We start from the raw sequence: 24,948 nt of genomic DNA, 5'->3' as shown, positions 1-24,948 counted from the left end.
GTTGCTCTGCAATGTCAGCCATTCCAATGAAGCTGTCGGATGCTCTCAAGCGGGGGCATGGCGGTTCGCTTAGATCTTTCCACAGAAGGCGGCCACGGAGGTCGCCACCGTCAGAAAGGTTGGAACCGATGACAAACACCCTCAAGAACACCGTATTCGCCGCCCTTGCCGCCTCACTCGCCCTCGCTGCCCCGATGGCCGCCAATGCCGGTGACATCGGTGAGAAAGCCCTCAAGGGCGCTGTGGCCGGCGCCGTGCTGACCGAAATCACCGGCGGCGACGCCAAGGACGGCCTGGCCCTCGGCGCAGCCGCCGGTGCGCTCGGTGGCAAGATCGCCGAAGACCGGGATCGTCAAGATCGCAAGGACGATCGCAAGAAGGGTGGCAACAAGCACAAGCGCTGATCCCGCAACGAGACAACCGGAACGGTTTACCCCTTCCAACCGACGCTGGAGAGATCCGGCATCTGCTTCAAACCCGTTAGGCCTCATGCCTGCCGGGTTTGTTGCGTCAGGGTGGTTCAGGAAGACGGAGAAACGTGAAAGTGCGGGCCTATGATCCGAGCAGTCCGGCCTCTACTCAGATCGTTCGCCCTATGCCAGGGGCGCTTCTGTTGCTGGCTGCTCCCTGAAGTCGCTGGGGGGCTGTCCGTACCATCTTCGGAATGCCGTGCTGAAGGTACTGGCGTCGCTATATCCGAGAAGATAGGCGATCTCGGTGAGCGGAAGCGTGCTGTTGAGCAGATAGTCCCGGGCCAGAGCCTTTCGCAGATTGGCGACGACCGCTGCGAAGCTCGTGCCCTCGTCGGTCAGTCGGCGGGCCAGCGTTCGGGCGCTCATCCCAAGTTCCGCCGCAATTGCGTCCTGCTGGGCCGTGCCGGCTGCAAGACGCGCCGTGATCTGCCTCTCAACAACCCGGGCCACACTGTTGGGTGTCTGCGGCATCCGAGCCAGCGTGTTCTCGCAAATGACCGAAAGCGTCCGCTGCAAGTTGTCGTCGGCCGTCAACAGCGGCACATCCATATCAGCCGCCTTGAAGGCAATGCTGTTCTCCGCGGCACCAAACAGGACATTGCAGCCAAAGAACCTGTCGAGGGCCTCGGTGCCGGTCAGCCGCTGATGCGCGAACCGAACATGCGTCGGACGGATTTGCCGATTGGAGTAGTCCCGCAGGGCGAAGACCGTGCCAACGGCTCCAAACTCGGCATATTGCCCGGTCGGAACGCTTGCTGGCACATCGTAGTGCCAGGTCAGCCGGGTGGTTTCCGGGCCTTCTTCCATGGCCGTCTTGCTCGCGTCACCGATCACGCGCTGAAAACGGGTGATGTTTCGAAGGTAACCGCCAACGGTAGGTGCCGAAACGCCGACATAGGCGAGCAACCCGGCCTTCCTGACCAGGTCCGGCGACTGTGCCAGGCGGTATCCGACAAGGTCGTCCCTGGTAAAAGCGCTCGCCTTTTCAAACAACCAGGCAGTCTTGTCGAAGGACCAGCGAGCATCCGGGTCTTCGAGTTGAGATCTGGTTATCCCGAACTCCTTTCGGATATCCCGCTCGGAAAGGCCTGTTTTCTTCAACTCACCGACAATGATCTGTCCCCAGATTGCGCTGTGTTTTGGAATCTCGGATTTCATTTCTGGTCCGTAGTCTCGGTGTCTGACGTGTTGCGCCACGTTAAGGCCCGTCTGACCTTCTTGCCAGTTGCCAAAGCCAACGTTCGAACAACGCAACGCCCGTTTCGTTCAATAGCCCACCGTTTCCTTGTGCAGCGTCCCGTCCGCGTCGCGGCGGTAATGCTTGCCGCCGGTCTTTGGGTCCACCAACTGGATGTTGGTGTATTTGATCTGTTTAGGATCCATTACGGCGTTCCTTCCTGTTGCGCCTACAGAAGCTTGTGTTGCGGGCAATTCATCGTTTTCCTGAGTGTTTCGGCGGCTCGGGCAGAGGCGATCACTGTTCGCGTCACTGATGCCCCTCCGAAGCAGCACTTATTTCCCTCACGCTCGCTGGTTCAGGAGCGCCAGGTCCAGATCACGCGGCATCGTCTCGCTCCTTTGGCTGGATGCGGTTCCGTTCCTTGAAGGCGTCGATGCTGGCGCGGTCGATGCGCGTGACGCGCCCGTTCGAGTAGCCGGTCAACTCGCCGCTACTGAGCCAGCGCCAGACGGTCGAGGACGACACTTGCAACTCGCGACAGGTTTCCTTGACGGACAGGTCCGAGGATTGATTTGGGGTAGGGACCGGGGCGCTCATGCTGCGTCTCCTGCCACCTTAGCCAAAAGGGCAGGGTCGGGCACGTAGGCGTTGTTCGCCTTGTACTCATCTAGTGAGGTTCGAGTGATGCGCTCTTGCTTGCCTACGAAGTAAGTAGACAATTGCCCGGACGCTATCAGCTTGCCGACCGCATTACGCGAGACGTTCATCTCAGTGCATGCCTCGGCGATAGTCAGGTCAGGCTCTCTAGCCATGTGTCACTCCATTAATTAGGTCGTGACACTTGGCTAACAGGGGGTGTTCCAGATGGACGAATTCGTAACTCAGTTACGCGCAAACTATCTTTTTAGCGGTCCATTTTTCTTGAATTCCGCTCGTATCCAGCGGGCTATGCTGCCCTCGGAAGGTAGTTTCGCCACCTCATCCGCAGTCCGTTCTAACGACATCTCATCATAAACCCGTTCCGCGAGGTGTTTCGCCGAACCTGCCATGTTTGGGCTGCGTTCAACTATCGCCATCGCTCGCCTAATCACCTCGTCATGGTGAGGACGACGACCGGGGCGGGCGTTCTTACCGCGCGCGCTGTTGCGCTCGCTCAGGACACTTTGCACTGCCGTGTAAGCCGATTCTGCCTCTATGTGATCCTCTCGGGGGTCAGGTCCGTCTAGGTTCAGCAGGCGCAATTTGATGAAGTCCAGCGCACTCACTTTACCCGGTGGCAGCGCCGCCAGCCGCTCGGCTTCTTCGCGGCTCACTTTCAGGCGGCGCATGATCGTGGCCGAGGTATCGACGCGCTGGGCGTCGGCGAACGGGTTGGGTTTCGGGTTGGTCATGCCCGTCCCTCCGACAACTGCACCACGCTCTCAGCGGTGAGCCCGTCGAGGAAGTCCGCCCATTTCTGCCACCATTCGGCGGCGGGCTGGTTCAACTCGGATAGCTGATAATGCGCGTCCGCCTCGCTGGTGTCAGGGCTATGTGCGGACAGGCGGTCGCGGATGTCCTTGCCGCCACCGTTTTCGGCAACCCAACTAAGCAGCGCCTTACGGTTGGCGTGGCTGGTGTAGTCGGTGGGCAGGCTCAACTCGTCGCGCTGCCGCGCCCAATTCAACGAGACAGTCTTGCGGCCACGACGACCGAACACACGACCCTTTCGCGTGGGTTGGTTGCGCAGCAACTCGACCGCCTGCGCCGAGAGCATGACCAGATGTTCTTTCTTGGCTTTCATGCGCTGGGCGGGAATGGTCCAGCGTCCATGTTCAAGGTCAATCTCCGACCACTCAGCGCCCAGCGCCTCGCTGATGCGGGTGCCCGTCAGCAGTTGCAGGCGCATGATGTCCCGGTCGATGTCTTGCAGTTCGTCAAGGCCCCGGACCATCGTGCGCAGTTCGGACATGGACGGGCGGTAGTCCTTGATCTGTGATTTCGGGGTCTTATCCAACTGCGGGACCGGTACGCCTGCGGGCATCATTTTCTTCTCGCTGGCCCACTTGAACATGCTTGCCATCGCCATGCGGATGTTGTGCGCCGCACCGGGCTTGTCATCTATCAGGTGGGTAAACGTCGCGTTCAGGGCCTCCACGTCCAGCGCGCCGAGGCGCATGCCGCCATGGTTGGGCAGAACGTTCTTGGTGAGGATGTTCTCTGACCGCCGCCACGACTTTGTGCCGCGCGTCTGCATGGCTGTGATGTAAGCCTCGGTCAGTTCGTCCAGCGTCGTTTCAGACCGCTTGTCGGCGACCTTGGTGACGGGCTGCGCCCACGCCTCTCGTGCCTCGGCAAGGCTCATGGCGGGGTAGTGCCCGAGGGTGATTTGTCGCTGCCGCTTGCCTTTCTGGGTGCGGTAAATCCAACGCTTGCCCCGCGTGGTGGCTACAAGCGTAAGGCCCGCATATTGCGGGTCCGAGAGACGCCGACCGGGTTTCAGGCGGCGGCAGGCCAGATCAGTCAATTCCTTGGCAGCGGTTCCGTTCGCCTGTTCGAGGGCAAACGCAACACTGGCGCGCAGTTCCTTGCGGATGCCCGTGTCGAGTGCAGCCTGCATCAGGTCAGCAACAACCTCGCGGGGGTCGCGGTCGTCCTGATCCACGAGACTTGCAACTGAGGTCAGAAAGTCAGATGTGTTCTTTGTCATGGCCGTGTCCTTATGCAGTTCGGTCGTGTCAGTCGGGCGGGTGTTGGCGCATCCCCCGACACCTTGGATTTAGCAACGCCATCGCACCGCTACCAGCCCTTCGTCACTGATGCGTCACTGTTGTGGCATGATATCCACGCGGGTTGAGTGGGTCTGACAGGGGCAGTGAAACGGTTTGGTGATACAAGCAAACGCCTGTTTTTTAGGTATTTTTCCATGAATTTGCAGGGGGTTCGCTGGCGCGGGGTATGAGAACGCCCGGTTGCGGGTTATGTGTGTTGGGTCGATTTGGCAGGTAGGGGGGCTGGTGTCAAGGGCAGGAGCGAGGGGCCAGCCCCTCGCGCACCCCGAGGTATTTAGAGCCAGATGAAGAGGGATCCGGGAATTGCACTTGGGTACGTGGCGTGCATGATGCTGCGAAAGGAAAGAGGATTTCATGGTAACGACAAGTTTTCTGGAGACGGCGCAGGGCCGTCGGTTGGCCTATCACAAAAGCGAGGGCGCGGGACCGACCATCGTTTTCCTGGGCGGTCTGAAGTCTGATATGGAGGGCACCAAGGCCGTGCATCTGGAGGCCTGGGCGCAGGCGCGGGGACAGGCGTTTTTGCGGTTTGATTACTCCGGGCACGGTGAAAGCTCGGGGGTATTTACCGATGGCTGTATCGGCGATTGGCATGAGGACGCCGTTTCGGCGGTGGCGGCGCTGACCGACGGGCCCCTGGTCGTCGTAGGGTCTTCGATGGGGGGATGGCAGGCATTGTTGCTGGCCAAGACGCTGCCAGATCGAATTGCGGGCATGGTCACAATCGCCGCCGCGCCGGATTTTACCGAGGACGGGTATTGGGCGGCATTCAGCGATGAACAAAAAGCCGCTTTAGACAGCGTTGGTCATGTCGAACTGCCCTCGGACTACATGGAGCCCTACATCATTACCAAACGAATGATCGAGGACGGACGGCGGCGATTGGTCCTTAGAGACCCGCTTTATCTGCCCTTTCCGGTGCGTTTCCTACAGGGAACAGCGGACACGGCGGTGTCGACGGAAACTGCGGTGCGGTTGCTGGATCACGCGACCGGGCCGGACATTCGCTTGCTGCTGGTCAAGGACGCAGACCACCGCTTTTCCGACGGGCCTTGTCTGGGGTTGATCGAAAACGCGGTTTTAGACGTGTTGGGGGCTAACTAATGCGGCGCTTTGGTTGGGTTCTGGGGAGGATTCTTCTGGCACTGATCGTCGTCGGGGGTCTGATCTTTTGGTTCGGACCGCGAGAGGATGTCGACCTGAATCCAAGCTTTGAGTCCCGCAAATTTGGCGAAGGGGTGCAGGTCTATTTTGAAAGCACCGAGGCGTCGTTTGATGACATTGTTCCGGGCGTCGAAAAACGTGTGATCTGGCAGGACAGATTCAAAGAACAGCGCACACCTTATTCTGTTCTATACATCCACGGATTTTCAGCCAGTTCCGAAGAAATCCGGCCCGTTCCAGATCTGGTGGCTGACGCGCTTGAAGCAAATCTTGTTTACACGCGATTGCAAGGCCACGGCCGCGATGGGCCCGCCATGGCGGAAGGCACGGCAACGGGCTGGATGCAGGACACAGCCGAAGGTCTGGCTGCGGCGCGCGCTGTTGGGGAAAAGGTCATCGTCATCTCGACCTCGACCGGCGGCACATTGGCGGCGGCGGTGGCGCTGGACGCCAACCTTAGTCAGAATGTGGTCGGGATGGTTTTTGTATCCCCGAATTTCGGGGTGAACACCGCGGCGGCATGGGTGCCGACATTGCCTTGGGCGCGGCATTGGCTGCCGTTGCTTATGGGGCAAGAAAGGGATGTATCAGGGCCGGATCCAGAAAAGAACACGTATTGGTCCGCTGTCTATCCCTGGGAAGCCGTCGTACCGATGTCCGTTCTGGTGGATACGGTTTATGCACTGGATTTCTCGCAGGCATTGGTACCTGCGTTGTTCTGGTTCTCGGACGATGATCAGGTTGTGCGCCCCGACAGGACACATAAGGTCGCCGAGGCCTGGGGTGCTCCTGCAAGGGTCGAGTTGGTCAAGATGGGGCCGGGGGACGATCCCGCGTCACATGTCATCGCAGGGCGGCTGATGTCACCGGGGCAGACCGATGCCGCCGTCACGGGTATCCTGGAGTGGTTGAAAGAGCTTGGGGTTCAGTGAAGCCTGATCAGAGGTAAGGAGATAGAATGCGAAAACCGGGAAGCATGTGGAGCCTCGAGACTTTGGGTCGCGTCCGCTTGTCCCGGCACTTCTTCATGCGTGACTTTCTGTATTCCGAGATTGGCAATTTTCACCAGCAACAGAACATCCCTGACAACCCGGATCTGGCGATTGAAACAGGGCGTGCGTTTTGCGAATCCCTGCTGGACCCATTAGAGGAAACCTTTGGCCGCATTGCCGTGCGGTCAGGGTACAGGTCGCCGTCGCTAAACCAGTTCGGCAATGAAAACCGGCTAAATTGCGCCCGCAATGACAATCCGTTGGAATGCCATATCTGGGATCGCGGCGAAGGCGATGCGCGGATCGCCGGAGCGTCAATCGTCATCCCCTGGTTTGCGGATCAATACGGGCAGGGGCGAGACTGGCGGGATTTAGCGTGGTGGATGCATGATCACCTGAACTATTCCGAGATTTGGTTCTTTCCGAAACTTTGCGCGTTCAATCTTGTGTGGCGGCCCAAACCAATGCGCAGGATTGACAGCTACATTGCCCCGCGCGGATGCTTGCTAAAGCCGGGTGCCGAACCCGGTGAAGACAAATCCGAGCGCCAGAGGCGTTACGTGGATTTTCCCGCATTTCGGGCCATCGCCTATCCGTAAAGTTTCCCTTGCCCGGCCGTGGCAAACCTTCCATCCTGAAGAAAAAGCAAAGAGTTCGGAAAACCGAGCAAATGGAGGCCCCTGCGTGATCGAGCCGCTGGTGTTCTTGCCTGGATTGATGTGTGATGCCCGACTGTTTCGCCCGCAGATCGAGCTGTTGTCCCGTACGAGGGCGGTGACCGTTGCGCCCATTTCTGGTGGCGAGCGCATCGAAGAAATTGCTTCGGGGTTATTGGACCAACTGCCGCATCGCTTCGCGCTGGCCGGACTCAGCATGGGTGGGGTCGTGGCTTTGGAATTGATCCGGAGAGCGCCGGAGCGAATTTCACGCCTGTGTCTGATGGCGACTGACGCTCAGGCCGATACACCGCAAATAGCCGCCAGTAGAGAAGATCTGATCATCGCGGCCCAAGGCGGGCGTTTGGAAGACGTGATGCGCAAACTTGTGGGGTCGGACGCTCTGGCACCGGGGCCGAAGCGTATTCCCATTCTCAATGATCTTTTGACGATGGCCGAGGGGCTGGGCTCTGAGGTATTTGTGCGTCAGATGCGGGCATTGCAGCGCCGCTCGGATCAGCAGGCCGCTTTGCGGAAAATCAAGGTTCCTACCTTGGTTCTGTGCGGCACGCATGACACTCTGACACCGGTTCGACGGCATTCCTTTATGGCCGATCTGATACCAGAGGCTGAGATACTTGTTCTTGAAAACGCGGGACACCTTTTGACCCTGGAAGCGCCAGATCAGGTCAACGAAGCCTTGCACACCTGGCTGAGTGCACCACAGCGTTTCGATTACGGATAAAGTGCGGCACGTTCGTCTTTGGATATCACGACGGGCGCCGCGACGGGTTCGCCGGTTTTCCTGTCGAAAAACGGTGTATTCTTCCAACGGCCAGACAGACGCGAAATCGCAACACGGCGTATCAGTCCGAAAGCGGCGAACCTAATCTTTTCGTGCTTTTGTTTGCCATTGGGCCGAGGCACAAATCCACGGGTTGTGACAGGACCCAAATCAGAAATGTCATCGGTGATCCTGCGCACCAGAAAACCGGCAAAGGGAAGTGATGCCCCTGGTGGCGTTGTCGCCAGCGGTGTGTTGCAGCAGTTGGCATACCATCGCAGCATGCCATTGGGGCTGAGCTTCATGGCCGCCAGGAATTGGCCGCCAGCGGAAATCTCAATTTCATCAGGCGCCATCTGCAGAATATCGACGGCTCCGGGCGCGGGGTCCGGTTGTTTGAAGTACAATTGCGCGGCCCGGCAATCGTGGCAGAAACACTCGACATGCGTCCCTTGCCGGACACCCCTTGCCGATATGCGCCCCTGCAGACTGCCGCACCGACAGGAAAAGGCGAGACCGCTATGCGCAGGCTCGCTCATGTCGCTCAGGCTACTTTGTTGGTATTCGCGGCGCGTCGGCGCGTCTTGCGGCTGTTTTCATTCATGAAATCAATCACAAGCGGGCGGATGTTGTCACGCCAACTGCGGCCTGCGAATATGCCGTAATGGCCTGCGCCGGGTTCCACATGGCTTGCCTTCTTGCTGTCGGGCAGGCCGGTGCACAGATCAAGCGCGGCGATACACTGACCAGGGGCCGAAATGTCGTCATTTGCCCCTTCGACCGTTTTCACTGCAACATTGGTGATCTTGGACATATCCACCTTGTGGCCAGCTACGACAAACTCGTTCCGGGCAATCTCGCGGTTCTTGAAGACGCGCTCGACGGTCGACAGGTAAAACTCGGCGGTCATGTCCATGACTGCCAGATATTCGTCATAGAAGCGATTGTGCGCATCCAAATCCGAGGCTTCCTCGCGAATGACACGTTGAATCTGATCCGAAAACGCCTTGGAGTGCCGTTCGGCGTTCATGGACATGAAAGAGGCCAGCTGCAACAGGCCGGGATAGACCATGCGGCCAACGCCTTTGTATTTGAAGCCAACACGCTGGATCATCGTCTCTTCCAGCTGCCCCATTGTCACGCGCCGCCCAAAATCCGTCACATCGGTTGGGGTCGCATCCGGATCAACCGGCCCACCGATCAGGGTTAGAGTGCTGGGCTGGGCTTTTGGTTCGACTTCGGCCAAATAGGCTGTGGCCGCAAGGGTCAGAGGCGCAGGCTGACATACTGCAACAACATGCGTGTCTGGGCCTAGCTCTTTCATAAAATCGACAAGGTATAGGGTGTAATCCTCGACATCGAACTTGCCGGCAGACACAGGAATATCGCGCGCATTATGCCAATCGGTGATGTAGACTTCGCAATTGACCAAAAGGCTTTTGACAGTCGAACGCAGCAGCGTTGCATAGTGGCCCGACATCGGGGCGACAAGCAGCACCTTGCGCGGTTGTTCTTCGCGGCCGTTGACGCGAAAATGGACCAGATCGCCAAACGGGCGTTCCAGAACCGTTGTAATTTCGACCAGATGGTCTTTGCCGTCTTCGCAGGTGAAAGTGCGGATGCCCCAGTCGGGCTTCACAACCATGCGTTGGAAGGTGCGTTCTGTCACCTCGCCCCAGGCCGCCATCCAGTTGAAAGCGGGGTTGGGAACCATGGAAAACATCGGGTAAGAGGCCATCGCGCTGGCTGTGGCACCAAGCCATTGGTTGGTGTTGCGCATGGTTTCCATAAGGTCGTAGGTCATCATATAGCGCATAAATGGGGCCTCCTGAGTGTCAGTCTGATAGTTCGGACCATTCGTCGCTTTGCCCCCCAGCACCCACGACGTTATTCTGCATAGCAGCGAGGTTAGGGGGGAATTGTTAAAATGACAACAAGTGAAGACCAAATGCCAGACGTATCAGACGAACACATTGAACGCCTTAAAGAAAATATGGAAAAGGTCGAGCAACTCTCGAAGCGTTTGATTGAGGTCATGGCTACTAAAAAGCCTCACACACCTGCATTAGATGGCCCGAATCAAGAGCTTTTCGCACGAGCAGCAACGGCATATTGGGCCGAAGCTTGGCAAAATCCCGCCAAACTGTTGGAGCAGCAGATAGAATTCTGGGGAAAGTCTGTTCTGAACTTTGCTGAAGCGCAGCGTGCGTTGACAAAAGGCGAAGCGGATGACGAAATCTCCTCCCCCGGAGACAAGCGCTTCTCGAACCCCTTGTGGGAAACCAACCCCTATTTCCGTTTGATCCGTCAACAATACCAAACCAACGCCCAGGCTATTGCGCAAGCTGTCGCTTTGGTCGACGATCTTGATACCAAGGACAAGCGGCGCTTGCAGTATTTCTCGCAACAGATCATCGACATGATGGCGCCGACCAATTTTCTGGCGACGAACCCTGATGCTTTGCAAAAAGCGGTCGAGACAGAAGGCCAATCGTTGATCAAAGGGCTGGAGAACCTTGTTGCCGACCTGGAAGCCAACGATGGCGAACTGGTGGTAAAGCTGGCGGACGAAAATGCGTTCGAGGTCGGCGGAAACCTGGCAACCTCACCGGGTGAAGTGGTCTATCGCAACCGGATGATGGAGCTGATTCAGTACAAGCCTGCGACAGACACTGTCTACGAGACACCAATCGTCCTGTTCCCGCCCTGGATCAACAAGTTTTATATCCTGGACCTCAAAGCACAGAACAGCATGATCAAGTGGATCACCGAGCAAGGCTACACCCTATTTGTTGTCAGCTGGGTCAATCCGGATGAAAGCTATGCCGAAACCGGCATGGAAGATTACATTCAGGACGGCTTTTTGACGGCAATCGACGTTGCCAAGAAGATCTGCAAGGTCAAACAGGTCAACGCGGTCGGCTACTGCATCGCGGGCACTACTCTTAGCCTGACTCTTTCGCTGATGAAGCAGCGCGGGGATAAGTCGGTCAAATCAGCCACGCTGTTCACGGCATTAACGGATTTTTCTGATCAGGGTGAATTCACGCCTTTCCTGCAAAACGACTTCATCGACGGGATTGAGGAAGAGGTGAACAAGGAAGGCGTGCTGCGCTCGTGGATCATGGCGCGCACGATGTCGTTCCTGCGGTCACGCGACCTGATCTATGGACCAGCCATTCGCAGTTACATGATGGGCGAGGTGCCTCCGGCCTTTGATCTGCTCTACTGGAACGGCGATGGCGCGAACCTTCCCGCGAAAATGGCCGTCGATTATCTGCGCGGCCTGTGTCAGCGTAACGAGTTCGCAACAGACGGTTTTGAGCTGTTGGGACACAAACTGTCCGTCAGCGATGTAGATGTGCCTTTGATGGCCGTTACATGCGAAACCGATCATATCGCTGCCTGGAAAGACTGCTACCGGGGCGTTCAGAAAATGGGATCGCGTTCGAAGACTTTCGTGGTTTCCGAGTCGGGCCATATCGCAGGCATCGTGAACCCTCCGAGCAAAAAGAAGTACGGACACTACACCAATCCAGACCTGAAACTGGATTCCGACACTTGGCTTAAGGAGGCAGACTTTCATGAAGGGTCCTGGTGGCCGATGTGGGACGCATGGCTGAAGAAACGGTCCGGGAAACAGGTGCCCGCACGCGTTGCCGGCGATTCGGAATACCCAAGCCTAGCTCCGGCTCCGGGTACCTACGTTTTGGCAAATCCAAACGCCTGATTTCATTTTGAAACTTAAATTTTTCTGCATCGCAGCAAGAAAAAACTTGCAATGCTGCGATGCAGCAATCATATTGTCCTCAAGCTGATGAAGCCCGGGGTGGGCCCGGACCGGCTAAAAGGATTAGGACAATGGCAAAGACCCAAGACTTTAGCGCGATCATGAAAGACATGATGGGCGCATTCCCGGTGGACACCACCGCAATGGAAGACGCATTCAAATCGACCGCTTCGCTGAACGAAAAGCTGTCGGGCGTTGCTTTGGAAGCTGCTGAGAAATCGGCCGAGATCTCGAACAAATGGACCAAGGACACCCTGGCCAAGCTGACCGAGATGTCGAAAGCAAAGACAGAGCCTGCTGACTACGCAAAAGCGGCAACCGATTTTGCAAGCGCGTCGGCTGAAGTCGCAGCTGAAAACCTGGCTGCTTTCGCTGAAATCGCGAAAAAAGTTCAGACCGAAACCGTCGAGCTGCTGATGGCTGCTGGCAAAGACGCTGCAGAAGAAGCAACTGCTGCTGTCAAGAAAGCAACCAACGACGTGACCACTGCTGCTAAGAAAGCCGCAGCGGCCAAGTAAGAACGTCCGCGATAGGCACCTTATCCTCCCTAAAGGTGCAATCGCGTTGGGCAGGTCCATTGACCTGCCCTTTCTTTTTGTGCTGCAGTCGCATAACCTGTGCTGCAACGCATCATCCTTGGGGAGGGTACCCGGTGTCGGACCAAGAAAAACCGCTGCTGATCAAGCGCTATGCCAGCCGTCGGCTGTATAACACCGAGACCAGCGATTACGTGACGCTCGAAGATATTGCGGGGTTTATCCGTGATGGGCGCGAGGTTCAGATCATCGACCTGAAAACCGGGGATGATCTGACACGTCAATATCTTCTGCAAATCATTGCTGAACATGAAAGCCGCGGTGAAAACGTACTGCCGGTTAATGTGCTGAACGATCTGGTCCGCAGCTATATGGTGCCGGGTGGGGGTATGATGCCACAATTCCTGCAAAGCTCGTTCGAGATGCTTCGTGAAAGCCAAAGCAAGATGATGGAGAATATGAGCGCCATGAACCCGATGTCGCAGATGCCGGGCTTCGACGCGCTGCAAGCGCAGCAACAAGCGTTCCTGAAAGCCATGACTGGTGGTTTGTCCAGCGGCTGGTCCTCGCCTGACGCGGAAGAGGAAAAGGCCGAGCCGAAAGAGGACCTGGACGACATCAAGAAACAACTGGCAGAGCTTCAGCAGAAGCTGTCCAAGCTGAACTGAAATCGAAAAGAAAAGGCCCGCAGTTAAGCGGGCCTGTTTTTTTAGGTGCCATAGACCGGCATCGGGCCGGTCACTTCGCCCACAGAAGCCAGCAGAATATCCGCGATCACATCCAGCTCTTCGCGTGTTAGTCGCACGGGAAGGCGCACGTCGCATGCTTTCATCAGCATGGCGCGGGTTTGGGGAAGCTCGAATTTCTCGGGCAAGAACTGCCAGTTCCAGAATGCACGGGCATTGTCCTCGCTCAGACCAAAGACCTGCACTTTCACACCACGTGCCTCGGATGCGGCGGCAAAGGTGCGAATCTCGGCCTCGTCCATGCCAACAAGATTGAACTGGATCGAGTCGGGCGCTCGCCTTTCAGGTGCCAGCGGTGCGGGAACATCGATATAGGGTGATGTGTTCAGGCGCTCGGCCACATAGTCGTGATTTGCCAGGCCGTCGCGAACACGGCGCGCAAGTTCAGGGATCTGAGGACGGATCACCGCCGCGCTCAGATTGCTGAGACGCAGGTTATACAGCGGCAGTTTGTTCTGCCAGCGGGCAAAGGCCTCTTCCAACTCGGACGAGTTGTCGCCGTGCGGAGTTTTGTGCTTCTTCCAGTTATGCTCATACGCGCCAGACATGATGACGGCGCGGGCCACCATATCAGCATCATCCGTGACCAGTATGCCGCCTTCGCCTGCGTTGATCATCTTGTAAGACTGGAACGAGAAACAGCCGACCTTGCTAATGGTGCCAATATTGCGGCCATGCCACGTGGTGCCCAGCGAATGTGCTGCGTCCTCGATCACCGGGATGTCGCGCGCGTCGCACAGGTCCATGATGGCATCCATGTCTGACGTATGTCCGCGCATATGGCTGATGATCACGGCTTGAGCGTTGCCCAGCTTGGCCTCGAAATCTACCATGTCGATGCGATAGTTTTCACCCACCTCGCACAGAACCGGAATGCAGTCCGCGTGCACGACAGAAGAGGGCACTGCGGCGAAGGTAAAGCCGGGTATCAGAACGCGTGCGTCGCGAGGCAAATCCAGCGCCTTGAGCGACAGGAACAGCGCGGCCGAGCAAGAAGAAACCGCAAGAGCGTATTTCGAACCCAGCAATTCCGCGAACTCGGCTTCCAGCAAGGCCACCGGGGCATCTTGCGGTGCGGTATAGCGGAACAGATCGCCTGATTGCATCAAGGCGTCGATGGCTTCGCGGGCGGCTGCGGGGATGGGTTCGGCGTCATGAACGTTTGGTGGAAGCGTCATATTTGGTTTTCCCGAATTCTATCTTTGGGAAAGATAAAGCTATTCACGTGGCAAGCCAAGCGCTCATTCCACGCTGCGGCGAGAATTCACCAATCTGTCATAATGTTTAAGTGGATCAGACCCCAAGACGGTCGCGCAGCGCGAACCAGGTCATCGCAAGTACCAGCAGCGGGTTGCGCAGGGCGGGTCCGCCGGGAAAGGGCAAGGCAGGCACACGCGCCATTGTATCGAACCCTTCAGCCTGTCCCTGTATTGCCATGGCCATGAGTTGTCCGGCATGTGTCGCAGTGCCGACGCCATGACCGGAATAGCCCGAGGCCGACAGGATATTTGGTGCCACGCGGGTAAGATAGGGCATTCGCCGCATGGTGATTGCGAGCGTTCCCCCCCAAGCATAATCGATTTTGACATCGCGCAGATGCGGGAAAATCTCGGTCATGGGTTTGCGAACCTTGGCGGCAATATCTGAAGGGAAACGGTAGCCATAGCTTTCGCCGCCCCCGAACAACAGTCGACCATCCGCACTCAGGCGGAAATAGTTCACAACGAACTTGGTATCAGCAACCGCGACATCCTGTGTCAAAACACGTCCGGCATCGCTGCCTAGTGGTTCGGTGGCGGCAATGAAGTTGTTGATGGGCATGACCCGAGAAGCCACAGAGCGATCGAGGTCGCCCAGATAGCCGTTACACGCCAGGATCACATGCTCGGCCCGAACGGTCCCGTTAGAGGTATGGAGTACTGCAGGTCGTGCTTCATCAATCCCGGTGACCTCGGTGTTTTCGTAGATCCGCACACCCGCTTTCGCCGCCGCGCGCGCCAACCCCAAGGCATAGTTCAAGGGGTGAAGGTGCGCCGCGCCCATATCCAGATAGCCGCCTTTGTAAGCCGGGGACGGGCAGAGCGCGCGGCCTGCGTTTTCATCCAATAGCTCAATCTGATCATAGCCATACCGTCCCGACAGATGACCGGCGTGATCATGCAGCTCTTTTTGCTCTGAAGAGCTTAGGCCCAAAACCGCAATTCCGGGTTTCAAGTCGCAGTTGATTTGGTGTTTGGCGATCAGAGACTTGACCAGATCCTTGGCGTCTTCGGCCAAATCCCACAGCTTGGTAGCATCTGCATCGCCAACAAGGCGTTCGAGATCTTCCTGATCCATCCGTTGCGCACTGCCCAATTGGCCACCATTGCGACCGGACGCGCCGAAGCCGACGCGATGGGCTTCGAGTAACACGACGTCGAACCCGGCTTCGGCCAGATGCAGCGCTGCTGACAGGCCGGTGTAGCCACCACCTACAACGCATACGTCTGCTTTGGTATCCTTTGACAGAGCAGGAAAACGATCCATCGGGTTCGCAGTCGCAGCGTACCAACTGGCAGGGTATTCGCCCTTGCGGTCATTCGAATAAAGCAGGTTCACGGCGTGTCTCAGACGTTGATCAACAGATGCTCGCGTTCCCACGGAGAGATGACCTGCAGGAACTCCTCGTACTCGGCGCGTTTCACGATGCCGTAGACGCGGGCAAATTCGGGCCCAAGGACCTCATGCAGGGCCGTAGCCTCGTCAAACAGATCCAGCGCTTCCCCCATGACCTGAGGAATATCCCCTTCGCCTTCATAAGCGTCGCCATAGAATTGGCGGCGGGGGCGCTCCTGTTCGACCAGGCCCAGATAGCCGCAGGCCAGTGACAATGCGATGCCCAGATACGGGTTGCAGTCCATCCCGGCGATACGGTTTTCGACACGGCGCGCCGCGGGGCCAGAAAGCGGGACGCGGATGCCGGTTGTGCGGTTATCGCGGGCCCATTCCAGATTAATCGGCGCTGCATGGTCTTTCACATAGCGTCGGTAGGAGTTCACATAAGGCGCCATCACGGCCAGGCCGGCGGGCAGATGGTTCTGTAACCCTGCAATAAAGTGGTAGAACGCGTCCGTCTCACCGCCCTGCGGACCGGAGAAGAGATTCTCTCCCGTTTCCATGTCGATGATCGAATGGTGGATGTGCATGGCCGATCCGGGCTCTTCCTCGATCGGTTTGGCCATGAAAGTCGCAAAGCAGTTGTGGCGCAACGCAGCTTCACGGATCAGGCGTTTGAAGTAAAACACCTCATCCGCCAGCTTGATCGGATTGCCGTGACGCAGATTGATCTCTAGCTGTCCGGCTCCACCTTCCTGCGTGATGCCGTCGATCTCGAACCCCTGATGTTCGGCGAAATCATAGATGTCGTCGATCACCGGACCAAACTCGTCCACTGCTGTCATGGAATAGGCCTGTCGTGCCGCCGCCGGGCGGCCAGAGCGACCCATCATAGGCTTGATGCCCTGTGCCGGGTCGACATTGGGCGCGACCAAGAAAAACTCCATCTCGGGCGCGACAACGGGTTTCCATCCCTTGTCGTGATAGAGTTGCACAACACGCTTAAGAACATTGCGCGGGCTGTACGGTATAGGATTGTAGTCCCGGTCATAAGCGTCGTGGATCACCTGTAGCGTCCAGTCTCCGGTCCAGGGCGCAGCGGAGGTGGTCGAGAAATCGGGTTTCAGGATCATATCCCGCTCGATAAAGCCATCTTCACCCGCGGCCTCGCCCCAGCCACCTGTGATGGTCTGGTAGAAAATGCTGTCGGGCAGGTGGAAATACGACTGCTTTGCAAACTTTGAAGCAGGCACAGCCTTACCCCGTGCGATACCAGGCAGGTCCGAGATGATGCATTCAACCTCGTCCAGCCTCTGTCCGTGGAAATACGCTTTGGCGGCGTCCGGCAGTTTATCAGTCCAATCAGCCATCAGGCTCTCTCTTTCTTTAGAAACTCGGCCATTTGGCGCGCGATTCTTGCATTGTCATCGGGTGCAGTTTCACGGTTTGCGGCTGCTCGCATAAGGTTATCGGGAACCACGCCTTTGCCGCGTGTCCGCATCAGGCCCGAAACGAATCCGTTAGAAAATTCTGGATGCGCCTGAACTGTCCAGATCGTGTCTCCATAGGCCAGCATCGCGTTTTCGCAGAATGCATTCCGTCCCAGAACACGAGCCTGATCAGGGAGTTGTACAACCTGATCCTGATGCCAGGCATTTAGCCAGACCTTGTCCCCATCATAGTCATACTCTGTCCGCCCCACGGCCCACCCGCCCGAGAATTTCTCGACCTTGCCACCTAGGGCCTGCGCAATGATCTGGTGGCCAAAACACACGCCAATGAGCGGCCTGCCGCTTTGGTGGATCTCTCGGACCAACGCTTCCAGCGGTGCAATCCAAGGCAGGTCGTCATACGCACCATGGCGCGATCCGGTGATGACCCAACCATCTGCGTCATCGGCTCCGTTTGGGAAGACATTGTCCACAACCGCAAATGTTTCGAAATCAAACCCGTGGCCATCAAGAAGTTTGGGGAACAGAGCGTCGTAATCCCCAAATTCATCCTGCAGCACATCTGGGGTGTGGCCGGTTTGTAGTATGCCGATTTTCATGTGACACCAAATTTGATCAAATTCATTCTAGCTGAGTCCGTGCAGGGCGGCAAGAGGGTCAAACCGCCTCAAGATAGCTCAGCCAGTGTGCCTCTGAAGGAATATTTTCAAATCGGGCAATCTCTTGCCGCTTGGTCATTGCCAGGTACCGGATTAGATCGGCAGGGAACAGGCGGGCGATCAGGGGATCTGCCTCAAACCGGTCTATTGCCGTGGACCAGTCTGGCATCAACTGCGGCAGGTCCGGATGATCGTAGGCGTTTCCGGTGATTGGGGCAGGGGGCTGCAGCCCGTCTTCGATACCTATTAGGGCTGCGCCCAGAACCGCACTCAGCATAAGGTATGGATTGATGTCGCCCCCAGCAACACGGTGTTCAATGCGACGTGCTGCCGGCGCGCCACCCGGAATACGAATGGCCGCGGTTCTGTTCTCGTAGGCCCAGCACGCTCCGGTCGGCGCATGTGCGCCCGGCACAAGTCGCGTGTAAGAATTTCCATGCGGCGCAAAGATCAATGTGCTGCCAGGCATGGCCGCAACACAGCCCGCTACGGCCGACGTCAGAAGCTCTGTGCCTTCGGGCCCGCCATTGTCAAACACGTTACGCCCGTCTTGATCCAGGACCGAGAAGTGCACATGCATCCCATTGCCTGCATCCTCGGCGTAGGGCTTGGACATGAAAGTTGCCGCAAACCCGTGTTTGCGGGCCAGCCCCCGCGTCAAGGCCTTGAAAAGCCACGTATCGTCAGCGCAGCGCATGGCGTCTTGGTGGTTCAGGTTTATCTCGAACTGGCCCACGCCGCTTTCTGAAATGGCAGTCTGCGCCGGGATTCCCATGTCGGCGCAACCGTCATACAGGTCAGTGAAAAACGCTTCGAAGGCGTCCATTTCGGCAACTGATAGAACGGCCTCATGCGAAAGACGGCGACCGGTGATTGGATTCAACGGAGGCTGCGGTTGCGGGCCAGAGGCATCAACAAGAGTGAACTCTAGCTCGGTTGCAGCCAAAACCGACCAGCCACGCTGTGCATAGCGCTCCAACGTGGTGGCCAGGGCATGGCGCGGGTCTCCGGCAAACGGAGTCCCATCGTCGTCAAAAAGGCTCATTGGAACCAACGCCGTTTCATTTACAAGCCAAGGAACCGGCACTGGTCCACGTTCCGTCGGGCGCAACACGCCATCGGCGTCGCCTGTTTCAAAGACCAAAGGGCTGCCGTCGATATCAGCACCCCACAGATCAACGTTCAAGGCCGAGAACGGCATCCGCACCGCACCTTTTTCCAGCTTGTCTGCATAATTAGCGGGGACGCGTTTGCCACGCATCTGACCGTTCAGGTCACATGCGGCAACTCGGAAATTGTGCAGGGCGCTCAGGTCCATTGGGGGCTCCGTCGGTGCTATTCCCCCGAGATGTACTTCAATGGATTTGCTTTGTCATCAAATTTGATCAAATTGTGCGGGAAGCAAAAGGGCGTCGACGCAAGTAACGCCGAAGCCCTAAAGTTTTCGGTCAGGCGAATGTAACGCCGTTTTCCGCCATCGGCAGGGTCGTGACCTTAACGCCCGTCAGGGCGCGGATCGCATTCGCCAGCGCCGGAGCGGATGGGGGCGTGCCCGGCTCACCCACACCGGTCGGCGCCTCAGCCGAAGGAACGATGTGCACGTCGATGGCCTGGATGTCACTGATCCGCAGCGGCTCGTAATCCGGGAAGTTTGTCTGATCCACGGCACCGCTGGTGAGCGTGATCTGATCGCGCATGACGTGGCCGATGCCGTAACCGACACCACCTTCGATCTGCGCCTTGATCACGTCGGGATTTACGGCGATTCCGCAATCGACGGCACAAGTCACCTTTTCGATGCGAATGCCGCTGTCCACGTCGCCGGACACTTCGACAACCTCGGCAACATACGAACCAAATGACTTGTGCACCGCGATGCCCTGCGCATGACCAGCCGGTGCATTTCCCCAACCCGCCTGTTCGATAGCCAGTTTCAGAACGCCGGCCTTGCGGGCCTGGTCGGCATTGGTCGCATCGTTCAGATGCGCCAGACGGAATTCAACCGGATCACGCCCTGCTGCTTCGGCAGCTTTGTCCATCATGGTTTCCATGACATAGGCCGTATGGGTGTGACCCACCGAACGCCACCACAAAAGCGAGGTCGCCTTGGCCGTGTCGGTCAAACCCAGTGACATGCCCGGGATGGCGTAAGGACTGTCTGCGATACCCTCGACCGAGCTGTGGTCGACGCCGTCATGGACCAGCACAGACTCAAACGGTGTGCCTTTCATGATCGACTGTCCCGCAACCTTATGCTGCCAGCCGACTACATTGCCCTGACCGTCCAGTCCGACACGGACCTTGTGGCCGAAAGCAGGACGGTAGTATCCACCGCGGATGTCATCTTCGCGAGTCCAGACCAGTTTCACCGGGCGCGTCCGATCAGTAAGTACAAAGGCCAAGGCGGCTTCGACCTGATAATCCGCATCCGGAGTGGCGCGGCGACCGAAGGACCCACCTGCAAGCAGCGTCTTGATCTGGATTTTTTCCGGAGGAAGCTGGAAAATCTCGGCGAAGGCGAAATGGGTGATCGTGGGGATTTGCGCAGCGTCGTGCAGCAGGATGCCACCATCTTCGGTTTGTTCGATGGTGCAGTTCATTGGCTCCATCGGGGCATGCGCCAGAAGCGGGAAGAAGAATGTCTCTTCGATCACCGTGTCCGCACCGTCGACTGCCTTTGCAACGGCTGCCATGTCCGCTTTATTCACATTGTGCTGTGGCTCGGCGTCCAGAGCGGCACGAATCTCGGCCTCGATCTCATCCGAATTGCGCGTTTCGGCTGCGGATATGTCCCACTCGACCTCAAGCGCATCACGGGCCTGAATCGCAGCCCAAGTGTTTTCGGCGTAGACAGCGACGCCCGCATTGTTGGGCAGAGTCGCAGCGTTGATGAAGCCCTTAATCTCTTTCGCGACACTATCGTCAAAGCCAGTAACAGTGGCACCGCGCGCCTCAGGGCGTTTGATCATGGCGATCATCTGGTTGGGTAAGTGCAAATCCATACCATAGATCGCCTGACCGTTGCCCTTGATGGCTGAATCCTTGCGGCGCACATCCGGGTTGCCGATCAAACGAAACTCTGACGGATCTTTCAGGCGCGGCTCTGCCGGAGTTTCGAGCTGCGATGCAGCCGCCACAAATTCGGCGATTGGAGCTTCGTTGCTGCCCGCCTTCACAACACCTTCATCGATCGTCACGCCCGACGCGTCCACGCCCCAGGCTTGCGCGGCGGCTGTGATCAGCATCTCACGCGCAGCGGCACCGGCCTGGCGGTATTGCTGCCATGAGTTGGCGATAGCGGTCGAGCCGCCGGTACCCTGGGCCTGACCAAATGCAAGGTTGGCGTAAACTTGGGGGTTTGACGGTGCAAAGTCATACTCGATCTGGTCCATCCGCAGGCCGATTTCATCGGCAATAATCGTCGGCAGACCGGTCGCTGGGCCTTGACCCATTTCAAAATGCTTCACGATCGCAGTCACGGTGCCGTCGGCATCAATCCGCACAAACGGATTGAGCTGAACGTTCTCGGACGACGCTGCGGCAATCGCGCCATCGGGACGCGCACCAACCAGCAGAACCGCACCGGCGGCAGCTGCACCCTTCAGAAACCCCCTGCGGGAAGTGTTGATAGTCATGAATCAGGCCTCCAGAATTTCGGATGCACGCTGGATACCGGCGCGGATACGTTGGTAGGTCGCGCAGCGGCAGGCGTTGCCGTACATGTATTCGTCGATCTCTTCGGTGCTGGGCTTGGGGTTCTCAGACAGTAGGCCAACGGCCGACATGACCTGACCCGACTGGCAGTATCCACATTGGACGACATCAAGCTCGACCCAAGCTTGCTGGACGGCCGAGCCGATCTTGTCCGCACCGATCGCTTCGATTGTGGTGATCTCGGCATCTTCGACATCTTCGATATACGTCTGGCACGAGCGGACGGGTTCTCCGTTCAAATGCACCGTGCATGCGCCACAAGAGGCAACGCCGCAGCCGAATTTGGTTCCCGTCAGTTTCAGTTCATCCCTGATTACCCAAAGCAAGGGGGTGCCGGGTTCGGCTTCGACCGTATGCGTCTCGCCGTTCAGTTTCAGATTTATGGCCATGAGGGGGTCTCCGTGTTGGCTTGTTGCCCGAGTCGGTAAACTGGCGGGTTTACATGTGGCACAATACTTCGCGCCTGTAAACTCCTGCGTTTACCTAGGGTTTGACCGGCCCCCGTCAATAGGTCTATAGCTCGGGTATGAATGAATGCAGCACACCGAATGCGTCCAAGTCCGCACAGATCATCGAAGCTGCCGTGGCCGAATTCCAGGAAAAGGGTTTTGCCGCAGCAAGCATGGATCGCATTTCTGCGCGGGCCGAAGTGTCGAAGCGTACGCTGTACAAGTATTTTGAAAGTAAAGAAAATCTGTTCCGGTCTATCGTGATCGAATTGTCCAGCCGTTTTGCCGAGGTGCTGGAAATCCGGTATGAAAAGGGTCGCGATATTCGCGAGCAACTCACCGACCTGGCTTGGGCCGAGGGACGAATTCTAATGCTGCCGGATGTCATTGCGATGGCGCGGATGGTCATCAGCGAAACCTTGCGCAACCCTGTGCTCGCGGCTGAGGCGCAGGGCAAACTGGATAAGACCGCTACATTTATCGCCATGCTCAAAGATGCGGCTGAAGATGGGCAGCTGAGAATCGACGACCCCGAACAGGCCGGGCAAGAGTTTATCGGCCTGATCAAAGCACGCGCCTTCTGGCCTTTGTTGTTTACCGGCGGAACGCTGACCAAGGCTGAAATGGAGGACACGATCGAAAGCAGTGTTCAGATGATGATCAGCAGATACGGCATCGATCCGGACTTGCCCGCCTCTTGAGCGCACGTGGGTGTCACGTAGGCCACACATTGCGTCAACAACACGGCACCGATCCAGCTTAACCTTTCGCAATGCGCGGCGGCTTGCGGAAAATAGATGCAGCTATCGGATTCTTCCGAAATCGGCCAACCGGCATTGAAAGAATGCGCGCTTTGCCAACCAGCCCTAACCATCCAACTGTAACTCAATTTGGGGCTCCAGAAGCGGCGGTCCCAAGGCGTCTGTCGGCCGCGCGAAATCCTTGGCATTCTGTACTGATCGAAAAGAACGCGACCCAACATCGGATTTCAAATTATCAATACGACGGCTGACTGCTGATTTCGGTGTTTTCAGTTCTTAGGCGGTACGACGAAGTCCCGAAATCGCGCTACCACTTCAAGGGTTATCAGTGAGCTCTTGGGCGGCAATTTTCGTAAGTGGAACATCATATCAATTTTGGTATGAGTATGAGCACAAAAAAGCAATGGGAATGCAAAGCAAAACAGTTCTAACTCTCTACCAGGTTTCTCCAAGGGAACAGATGAGCGATGAACAGTTACGTAAAGCCACCCAAGTGGGAAAACCCCAAGGTCAAGCTCTTTCCGCATCAGGTTGGTTTTACTTGTCCTCCGCATGACTTTGACGCGGCCCCGTCTGATTTCTTGCGCATGGCACCGCGCAGTGTTGGTGTGCACGGCCGTATGCTTCATGTGCCGGACTATGCTCACAGGCTGGATCAACGCAAAAAGAACTTCGGCCTGCTGGAAGAATTCATGGAATGCATGGCCAACAATGGGGCGGACGTCTGTGGGCAGGTCGGTTCAAATTGGGTGCATGCCAGTGGTCTGGGTGTAGAAGGTATCCGTCAGCATATCGAAATGCTGAGCGACAAGTACGAAACACCGTTTCACATGGCAGGCTATTCGATGGTTGAAGCGCTGCGTGATCAGAATGTGGAAAAGGTCGCGCTCAACGCCTGCTATCACAGGGACACTTGGTATCAAGGCACAGTTGGGTTCCTGAAAGAAGCCGGGTTTGATGTGGTCTGGGCCGGTAACTTTTTTGATCAGGGTTGGTTCAACAGCCAGGAAGCGGTCGATGATTGCATTTGGTGTTTTGAAGAAGAGCTGATCTACAAGTCCTTCGATTATACTGCTGACAAGGCCCCCAATGTCGATGCTTATCTGATCAACGGGATGAGCAATTATCGCCGCCCGTCCGACGGTATTGCCCAGCGTCCGGTTCACTATGAAGTCGAACTGGAGAAACGGCTTGGCAAGCCGGTCATTGGCCATGACACCGCGCTTTACTGGCGCATTTTCAAAACCCTGGGCTTGGCTCCGGAAACCCAGCAGGGCAGCCTGCTTTCCTCACTGAAAGACTGAAGCGAATGCACAAGATTGTAGCTCTCTGGGCGATTCCCCGCTCTACCTCGACCGCGTTTGAATGGATGATGCGCCAACGTGGCGATCTGGATTGCCTGCATGAACCATTTGGCGAAGCCTGGTATCAGGGTGAAGACCCAATGTGGCCGCGTTTTCAGGAAGGTGAAGTCACAACCCCCGGCCTGACCCTGGAAAGTGTGTGGGACGATATCAAAGCCCGTGCCGCAAAAGGGCCGGTCTTCATCAAGGATTTCCCACATTATATCAACCATATGTGGGACCCCGAATTCTTGTCGCATTTCACACATGCCTTCCTGATCCGCGACCCGGCCAAGACGATTTCGTCCATGTACAACAAATGGCCGGATTTCGATGAGCTCGAGGTCGGGTTCCCCGAGCAGCGCGCTTTGTTTGATCTGCTGACAGCCTTGAACGGCGGCAAAAAACCTCCGGTTGTTGACAGTGACGACCTGCTGGAAAACCCGCATGACATGACCCGGGCATTCTGCGATGCGGTTGGCATCCCCTTCGTCAAAGAGGCTCTGACCTGGAAAGCTGGTGGCGACCCGTCCGAGCATAGTTGGTGGGACGGTGGGTCTTTTCATGCCAACCTGGCCCAGTCTACCGGTCTGAAACCGCAAAAACGAAAGTACGTTGAAGTGGCTGATGCCCCTGAACGCGTGCGCCGTGTGCACCGTCGGATGAAGCCTCACTATAATCACCTGTACAAGCACCGCATCCGCGTGTCGGAAACTGCCTGAAAAGAAGCAAGATCAAAAAGCGAGTCAAAACAGCGGCGGTTTCACGCCCCGCTAAGGTTATGCCTTACGGTCCAATCCCGGAACTTTATGTGTCCTATGAGTCTGCTCAGAAACTTAAGTTCGAAGCTTCTGATCTGACCAGCCATGACCTGAGCCCGCGTC

At 57.1% G+C, this 24,948-nt stretch carries 25 protein-coding genes; 11 read left to right on the top strand and 14 right to left on the bottom strand.

The window, feature by feature from the left end; genetic code table 11:
• Positions 1 to 128 precede the first annotated feature (128 nt).
• Positions 129 to 404: a glycine zipper domain-containing protein gene (locus GOV85_RS09480; protein ID WP_170343544.1), complete on the top strand. Its 276-nt coding sequence runs from the start codon at positions 129 to 131 to the stop codon at positions 402 to 404.
• A gap of 189 nt (positions 405 to 593) precedes the next feature.
• Here the strand turns inward: GOV85_RS09480 and GOV85_RS09475 are convergent, their stop codons facing one another.
• The 5 genes from GOV85_RS09475 to GOV85_RS09455 form a co-directional block, all read right to left on the bottom strand.
• On the bottom strand, positions 594 to 1,631 hold the full coding sequence (locus tag GOV85_RS09475; RefSeq protein WP_171177357.1) for an AraC family transcriptional regulator: 1,038 nt from the start codon (positions 1,629 to 1,631) through the stop codon (positions 594 to 596).
• A gap of 397 nt (positions 1,632 to 2,028) precedes the next feature.
• On the bottom strand, positions 2,029 to 2,250 hold the full coding sequence (locus GOV85_RS09470; protein ID WP_171177354.1) for a helix-turn-helix domain-containing protein: 222 nt from the start codon (positions 2,248 to 2,250) through the stop codon (positions 2,029 to 2,031).
• Positions 2,247 to 2,465 (bottom strand): helix-turn-helix domain-containing protein, encoded by a 219-nt coding sequence (locus tag GOV85_RS09465; RefSeq protein ID WP_170602299.1) that lies wholly within the window; start codon positions 2,463 to 2,465, stop codon positions 2,247 to 2,249. Before GOV85_RS09465 ends, GOV85_RS09470 begins: the two co-directional genes overlap by 4 nt.
• An 84-nt stretch (positions 2,466 to 2,549) precedes the next feature.
• Entirely contained in the window at positions 2,550 to 3,044 is a 495-nt protein-coding gene (locus GOV85_RS09460) for a hypothetical protein (protein WP_171177352.1), read from the bottom strand.
• Positions 3,041 to 4,342 (bottom strand): tyrosine-type recombinase/integrase, encoded by a 1,302-nt coding sequence (locus GOV85_RS09455; protein WP_171177349.1) that lies wholly within the window; start codon positions 4,340 to 4,342, stop codon positions 3,041 to 3,043. The genes GOV85_RS09460 and GOV85_RS09455 overlap by 4 nt, the downstream gene beginning before the upstream one ends.
• Before the next feature lie 436 nt (positions 4,343 to 4,778).
• Between GOV85_RS09455 and GOV85_RS09450 the strand changes: the two genes are divergently transcribed.
• The 4 genes from GOV85_RS09450 (at position 4,779) to GOV85_RS09435 (ending at position 7,981) form a co-directional block, all read left to right on the top strand.
• Positions 4,779 to 5,528, top strand: a complete 750-nt coding sequence (locus GOV85_RS09450; RefSeq protein WP_171177347.1) for a carboxylesterase — start codon at positions 4,779 to 4,781, stop codon at positions 5,526 to 5,528.
• Positions 5,528 to 6,520, top strand: coding sequence for a carboxylesterase (locus GOV85_RS09445; protein WP_171177345.1), 993 nt, complete (start codon positions 5,528 to 5,530; stop codon positions 6,518 to 6,520). The genes GOV85_RS09450 and GOV85_RS09445 overlap by 1 nt, the downstream gene beginning before the upstream one ends.
• A 44-nt stretch (positions 6,521 to 6,564) precedes the next feature.
• Positions 6,565 to 7,179: a hypothetical protein gene (locus tag GOV85_RS09440; RefSeq protein WP_171178072.1), complete on the top strand. Its 615-nt coding sequence runs from the start codon at positions 6,565 to 6,567 to the stop codon at positions 7,177 to 7,179.
• Positions 7,180 to 7,264: 85 nt separating this feature from the next.
• Positions 7,265 to 7,981, top strand: coding sequence for an alpha/beta fold hydrolase (locus GOV85_RS09435; RefSeq protein WP_171177343.1), 717 nt, complete (start codon positions 7,265 to 7,267; stop codon positions 7,979 to 7,981).
• On the opposite strand, the gene GOV85_RS09430 is transcribed toward GOV85_RS09435, so the two are convergent.
• Both GOV85_RS09430 and phaZ read right to left on the bottom strand, forming a co-directional pair.
• Positions 7,972 to 8,559 (bottom strand): DUF6151 family protein, encoded by a 588-nt coding sequence (locus tag GOV85_RS09430; RefSeq protein ID WP_171177341.1) that lies wholly within the window; start codon positions 8,557 to 8,559, stop codon positions 7,972 to 7,974. The genes GOV85_RS09435 and GOV85_RS09430 overlap by 10 nt on opposite strands.
• A gap of 5 nt (positions 8,560 to 8,564) precedes the next feature.
• Positions 8,565 to 9,836: a polyhydroxyalkanoate depolymerase gene (gene phaZ / locus GOV85_RS09425; RefSeq protein WP_171177338.1), complete on the bottom strand. Its 1,272-nt coding sequence runs from the start codon at positions 9,834 to 9,836 to the stop codon at positions 8,565 to 8,567.
• A gap of 111 nt (positions 9,837 to 9,947) precedes the next feature.
• Between phaZ and GOV85_RS09420 the strand changes: the two genes are divergently transcribed.
• The 3 genes from GOV85_RS09420 (at position 9,948) to phaR (ending at position 13,014) form a co-directional block, all read left to right on the top strand.
• Positions 9,948 to 11,750 (top strand): alpha/beta hydrolase, encoded by a 1,803-nt coding sequence (locus GOV85_RS09420; protein ID WP_171177336.1) that lies wholly within the window; start codon positions 9,948 to 9,950, stop codon positions 11,748 to 11,750.
• 131 nt (positions 11,751 to 11,881) lie between these two features.
• Positions 11,882 to 12,328, top strand: a complete 447-nt coding sequence (locus GOV85_RS09415; protein ID WP_171177334.1) for a phasin family protein — start codon at positions 11,882 to 11,884, stop codon at positions 12,326 to 12,328.
• Positions 12,329 to 12,462: 134 nt separating this feature from the next.
• Positions 12,463 to 13,014: a polyhydroxyalkanoate synthesis repressor PhaR gene (gene phaR, locus GOV85_RS09410; RefSeq protein ID WP_171177332.1), complete on the top strand. Its 552-nt coding sequence runs from the start codon at positions 12,463 to 12,465 to the stop codon at positions 13,012 to 13,014.
• Positions 13,015 to 13,055: 41 nt separating this feature from the next.
• On the opposite strand, the gene GOV85_RS09405 is transcribed toward phaR, so the two are convergent.
• The 7 genes from GOV85_RS09405 to GOV85_RS09375 all read right to left on the bottom strand — a co-directional run bounded on the left by GOV85_RS09405 (position 13,056) and on the right by GOV85_RS09375 (position 21,900).
• The gene (locus tag GOV85_RS09405; RefSeq protein ID WP_171177330.1) at positions 13,056 to 14,270 is read right to left on the bottom strand and encodes a DegT/DnrJ/EryC1/StrS aminotransferase family protein; all 1,215 of its coding nucleotides are present in this window, start codon (positions 14,268 to 14,270) and stop codon (positions 13,056 to 13,058) included.
• Between the two features lie 115 nt (positions 14,271 to 14,385).
• Positions 14,386 to 15,690, bottom strand: a complete 1,305-nt coding sequence (locus GOV85_RS09400; RefSeq protein ID WP_171177328.1) for an FAD-binding oxidoreductase — start codon at positions 15,688 to 15,690, stop codon at positions 14,386 to 14,388.
• A gap of 8 nt (positions 15,691 to 15,698) precedes the next feature.
• Positions 15,699 to 17,057 (bottom strand): glutamine synthetase family protein, encoded by a 1,359-nt coding sequence (locus GOV85_RS09395; protein WP_171177326.1) that lies wholly within the window; start codon positions 17,055 to 17,057, stop codon positions 15,699 to 15,701.
• On the bottom strand, positions 17,057 to 17,737 hold the full coding sequence (locus GOV85_RS09390) for a type 1 glutamine amidotransferase (RefSeq protein WP_171177324.1): 681 nt from the start codon (positions 17,735 to 17,737) through the stop codon (positions 17,057 to 17,059). Before GOV85_RS09390 ends, GOV85_RS09395 begins: the two co-directional genes overlap by 1 nt.
• Before the next feature lie 58 nt (positions 17,738 to 17,795).
• Positions 17,796 to 19,115, bottom strand: a complete 1,320-nt coding sequence (locus GOV85_RS09385; RefSeq protein ID WP_171177322.1) for a glutamine synthetase family protein — start codon at positions 19,113 to 19,115, stop codon at positions 17,796 to 17,798.
• A 130-nt stretch (positions 19,116 to 19,245) separates the two neighbouring features.
• Positions 19,246 to 21,432 (bottom strand): xanthine dehydrogenase family protein molybdopterin-binding subunit, encoded by a 2,187-nt coding sequence (locus GOV85_RS09380; protein ID WP_171177320.1) that lies wholly within the window; start codon positions 21,430 to 21,432, stop codon positions 19,246 to 19,248.
• A gap of 3 nt (positions 21,433 to 21,435) precedes the next feature.
• Positions 21,436 to 21,900: a (2Fe-2S)-binding protein gene (locus tag GOV85_RS09375; protein ID WP_171177318.1), complete on the bottom strand. Its 465-nt coding sequence runs from the start codon at positions 21,898 to 21,900 to the stop codon at positions 21,436 to 21,438.
• A 137-nt stretch (positions 21,901 to 22,037) separates the two neighbouring features.
• On the opposite strand from GOV85_RS09375, the gene GOV85_RS09370 reads away from it, so the two are divergent.
• The 3 genes from GOV85_RS09370 to GOV85_RS09360 all read left to right on the top strand — a co-directional run bounded on the left by GOV85_RS09370 (position 22,038) and on the right by GOV85_RS09360 (position 24,786).
• Positions 22,038 to 22,661, top strand: coding sequence for a TetR/AcrR family transcriptional regulator (locus GOV85_RS09370; protein WP_171177316.1), 624 nt, complete (start codon positions 22,038 to 22,040; stop codon positions 22,659 to 22,661).
• A 527-nt stretch (positions 22,662 to 23,188) separates the two neighbouring features.
• On the top strand, positions 23,189 to 24,025 hold the full coding sequence (locus GOV85_RS09365; RefSeq protein WP_171177314.1) for a hypothetical protein: 837 nt from the start codon (positions 23,189 to 23,191) through the stop codon (positions 24,023 to 24,025).
• Between the two features lie 5 nt (positions 24,026 to 24,030).
• Positions 24,031 to 24,786: a sulfotransferase family protein gene (locus GOV85_RS09360; RefSeq protein ID WP_171177312.1), complete on the top strand. Its 756-nt coding sequence runs from the start codon at positions 24,031 to 24,033 to the stop codon at positions 24,784 to 24,786.
• Positions 24,787 to 24,948: the final 162 nt, after the last annotated feature.

The sequence above is a fragment of the Ruegeria sp. HKCCA4633 genome (assembly GCF_013034605.1).
Lineage (GTDB): Bacteria > Pseudomonadota > Alphaproteobacteria > Rhodobacterales > Rhodobacteraceae > Ruegeria.
The sequence above is the reverse complement of the archived record's forward strand: the minus strand, read 5'-3'. Positions and strand labels throughout refer to the sequence as shown.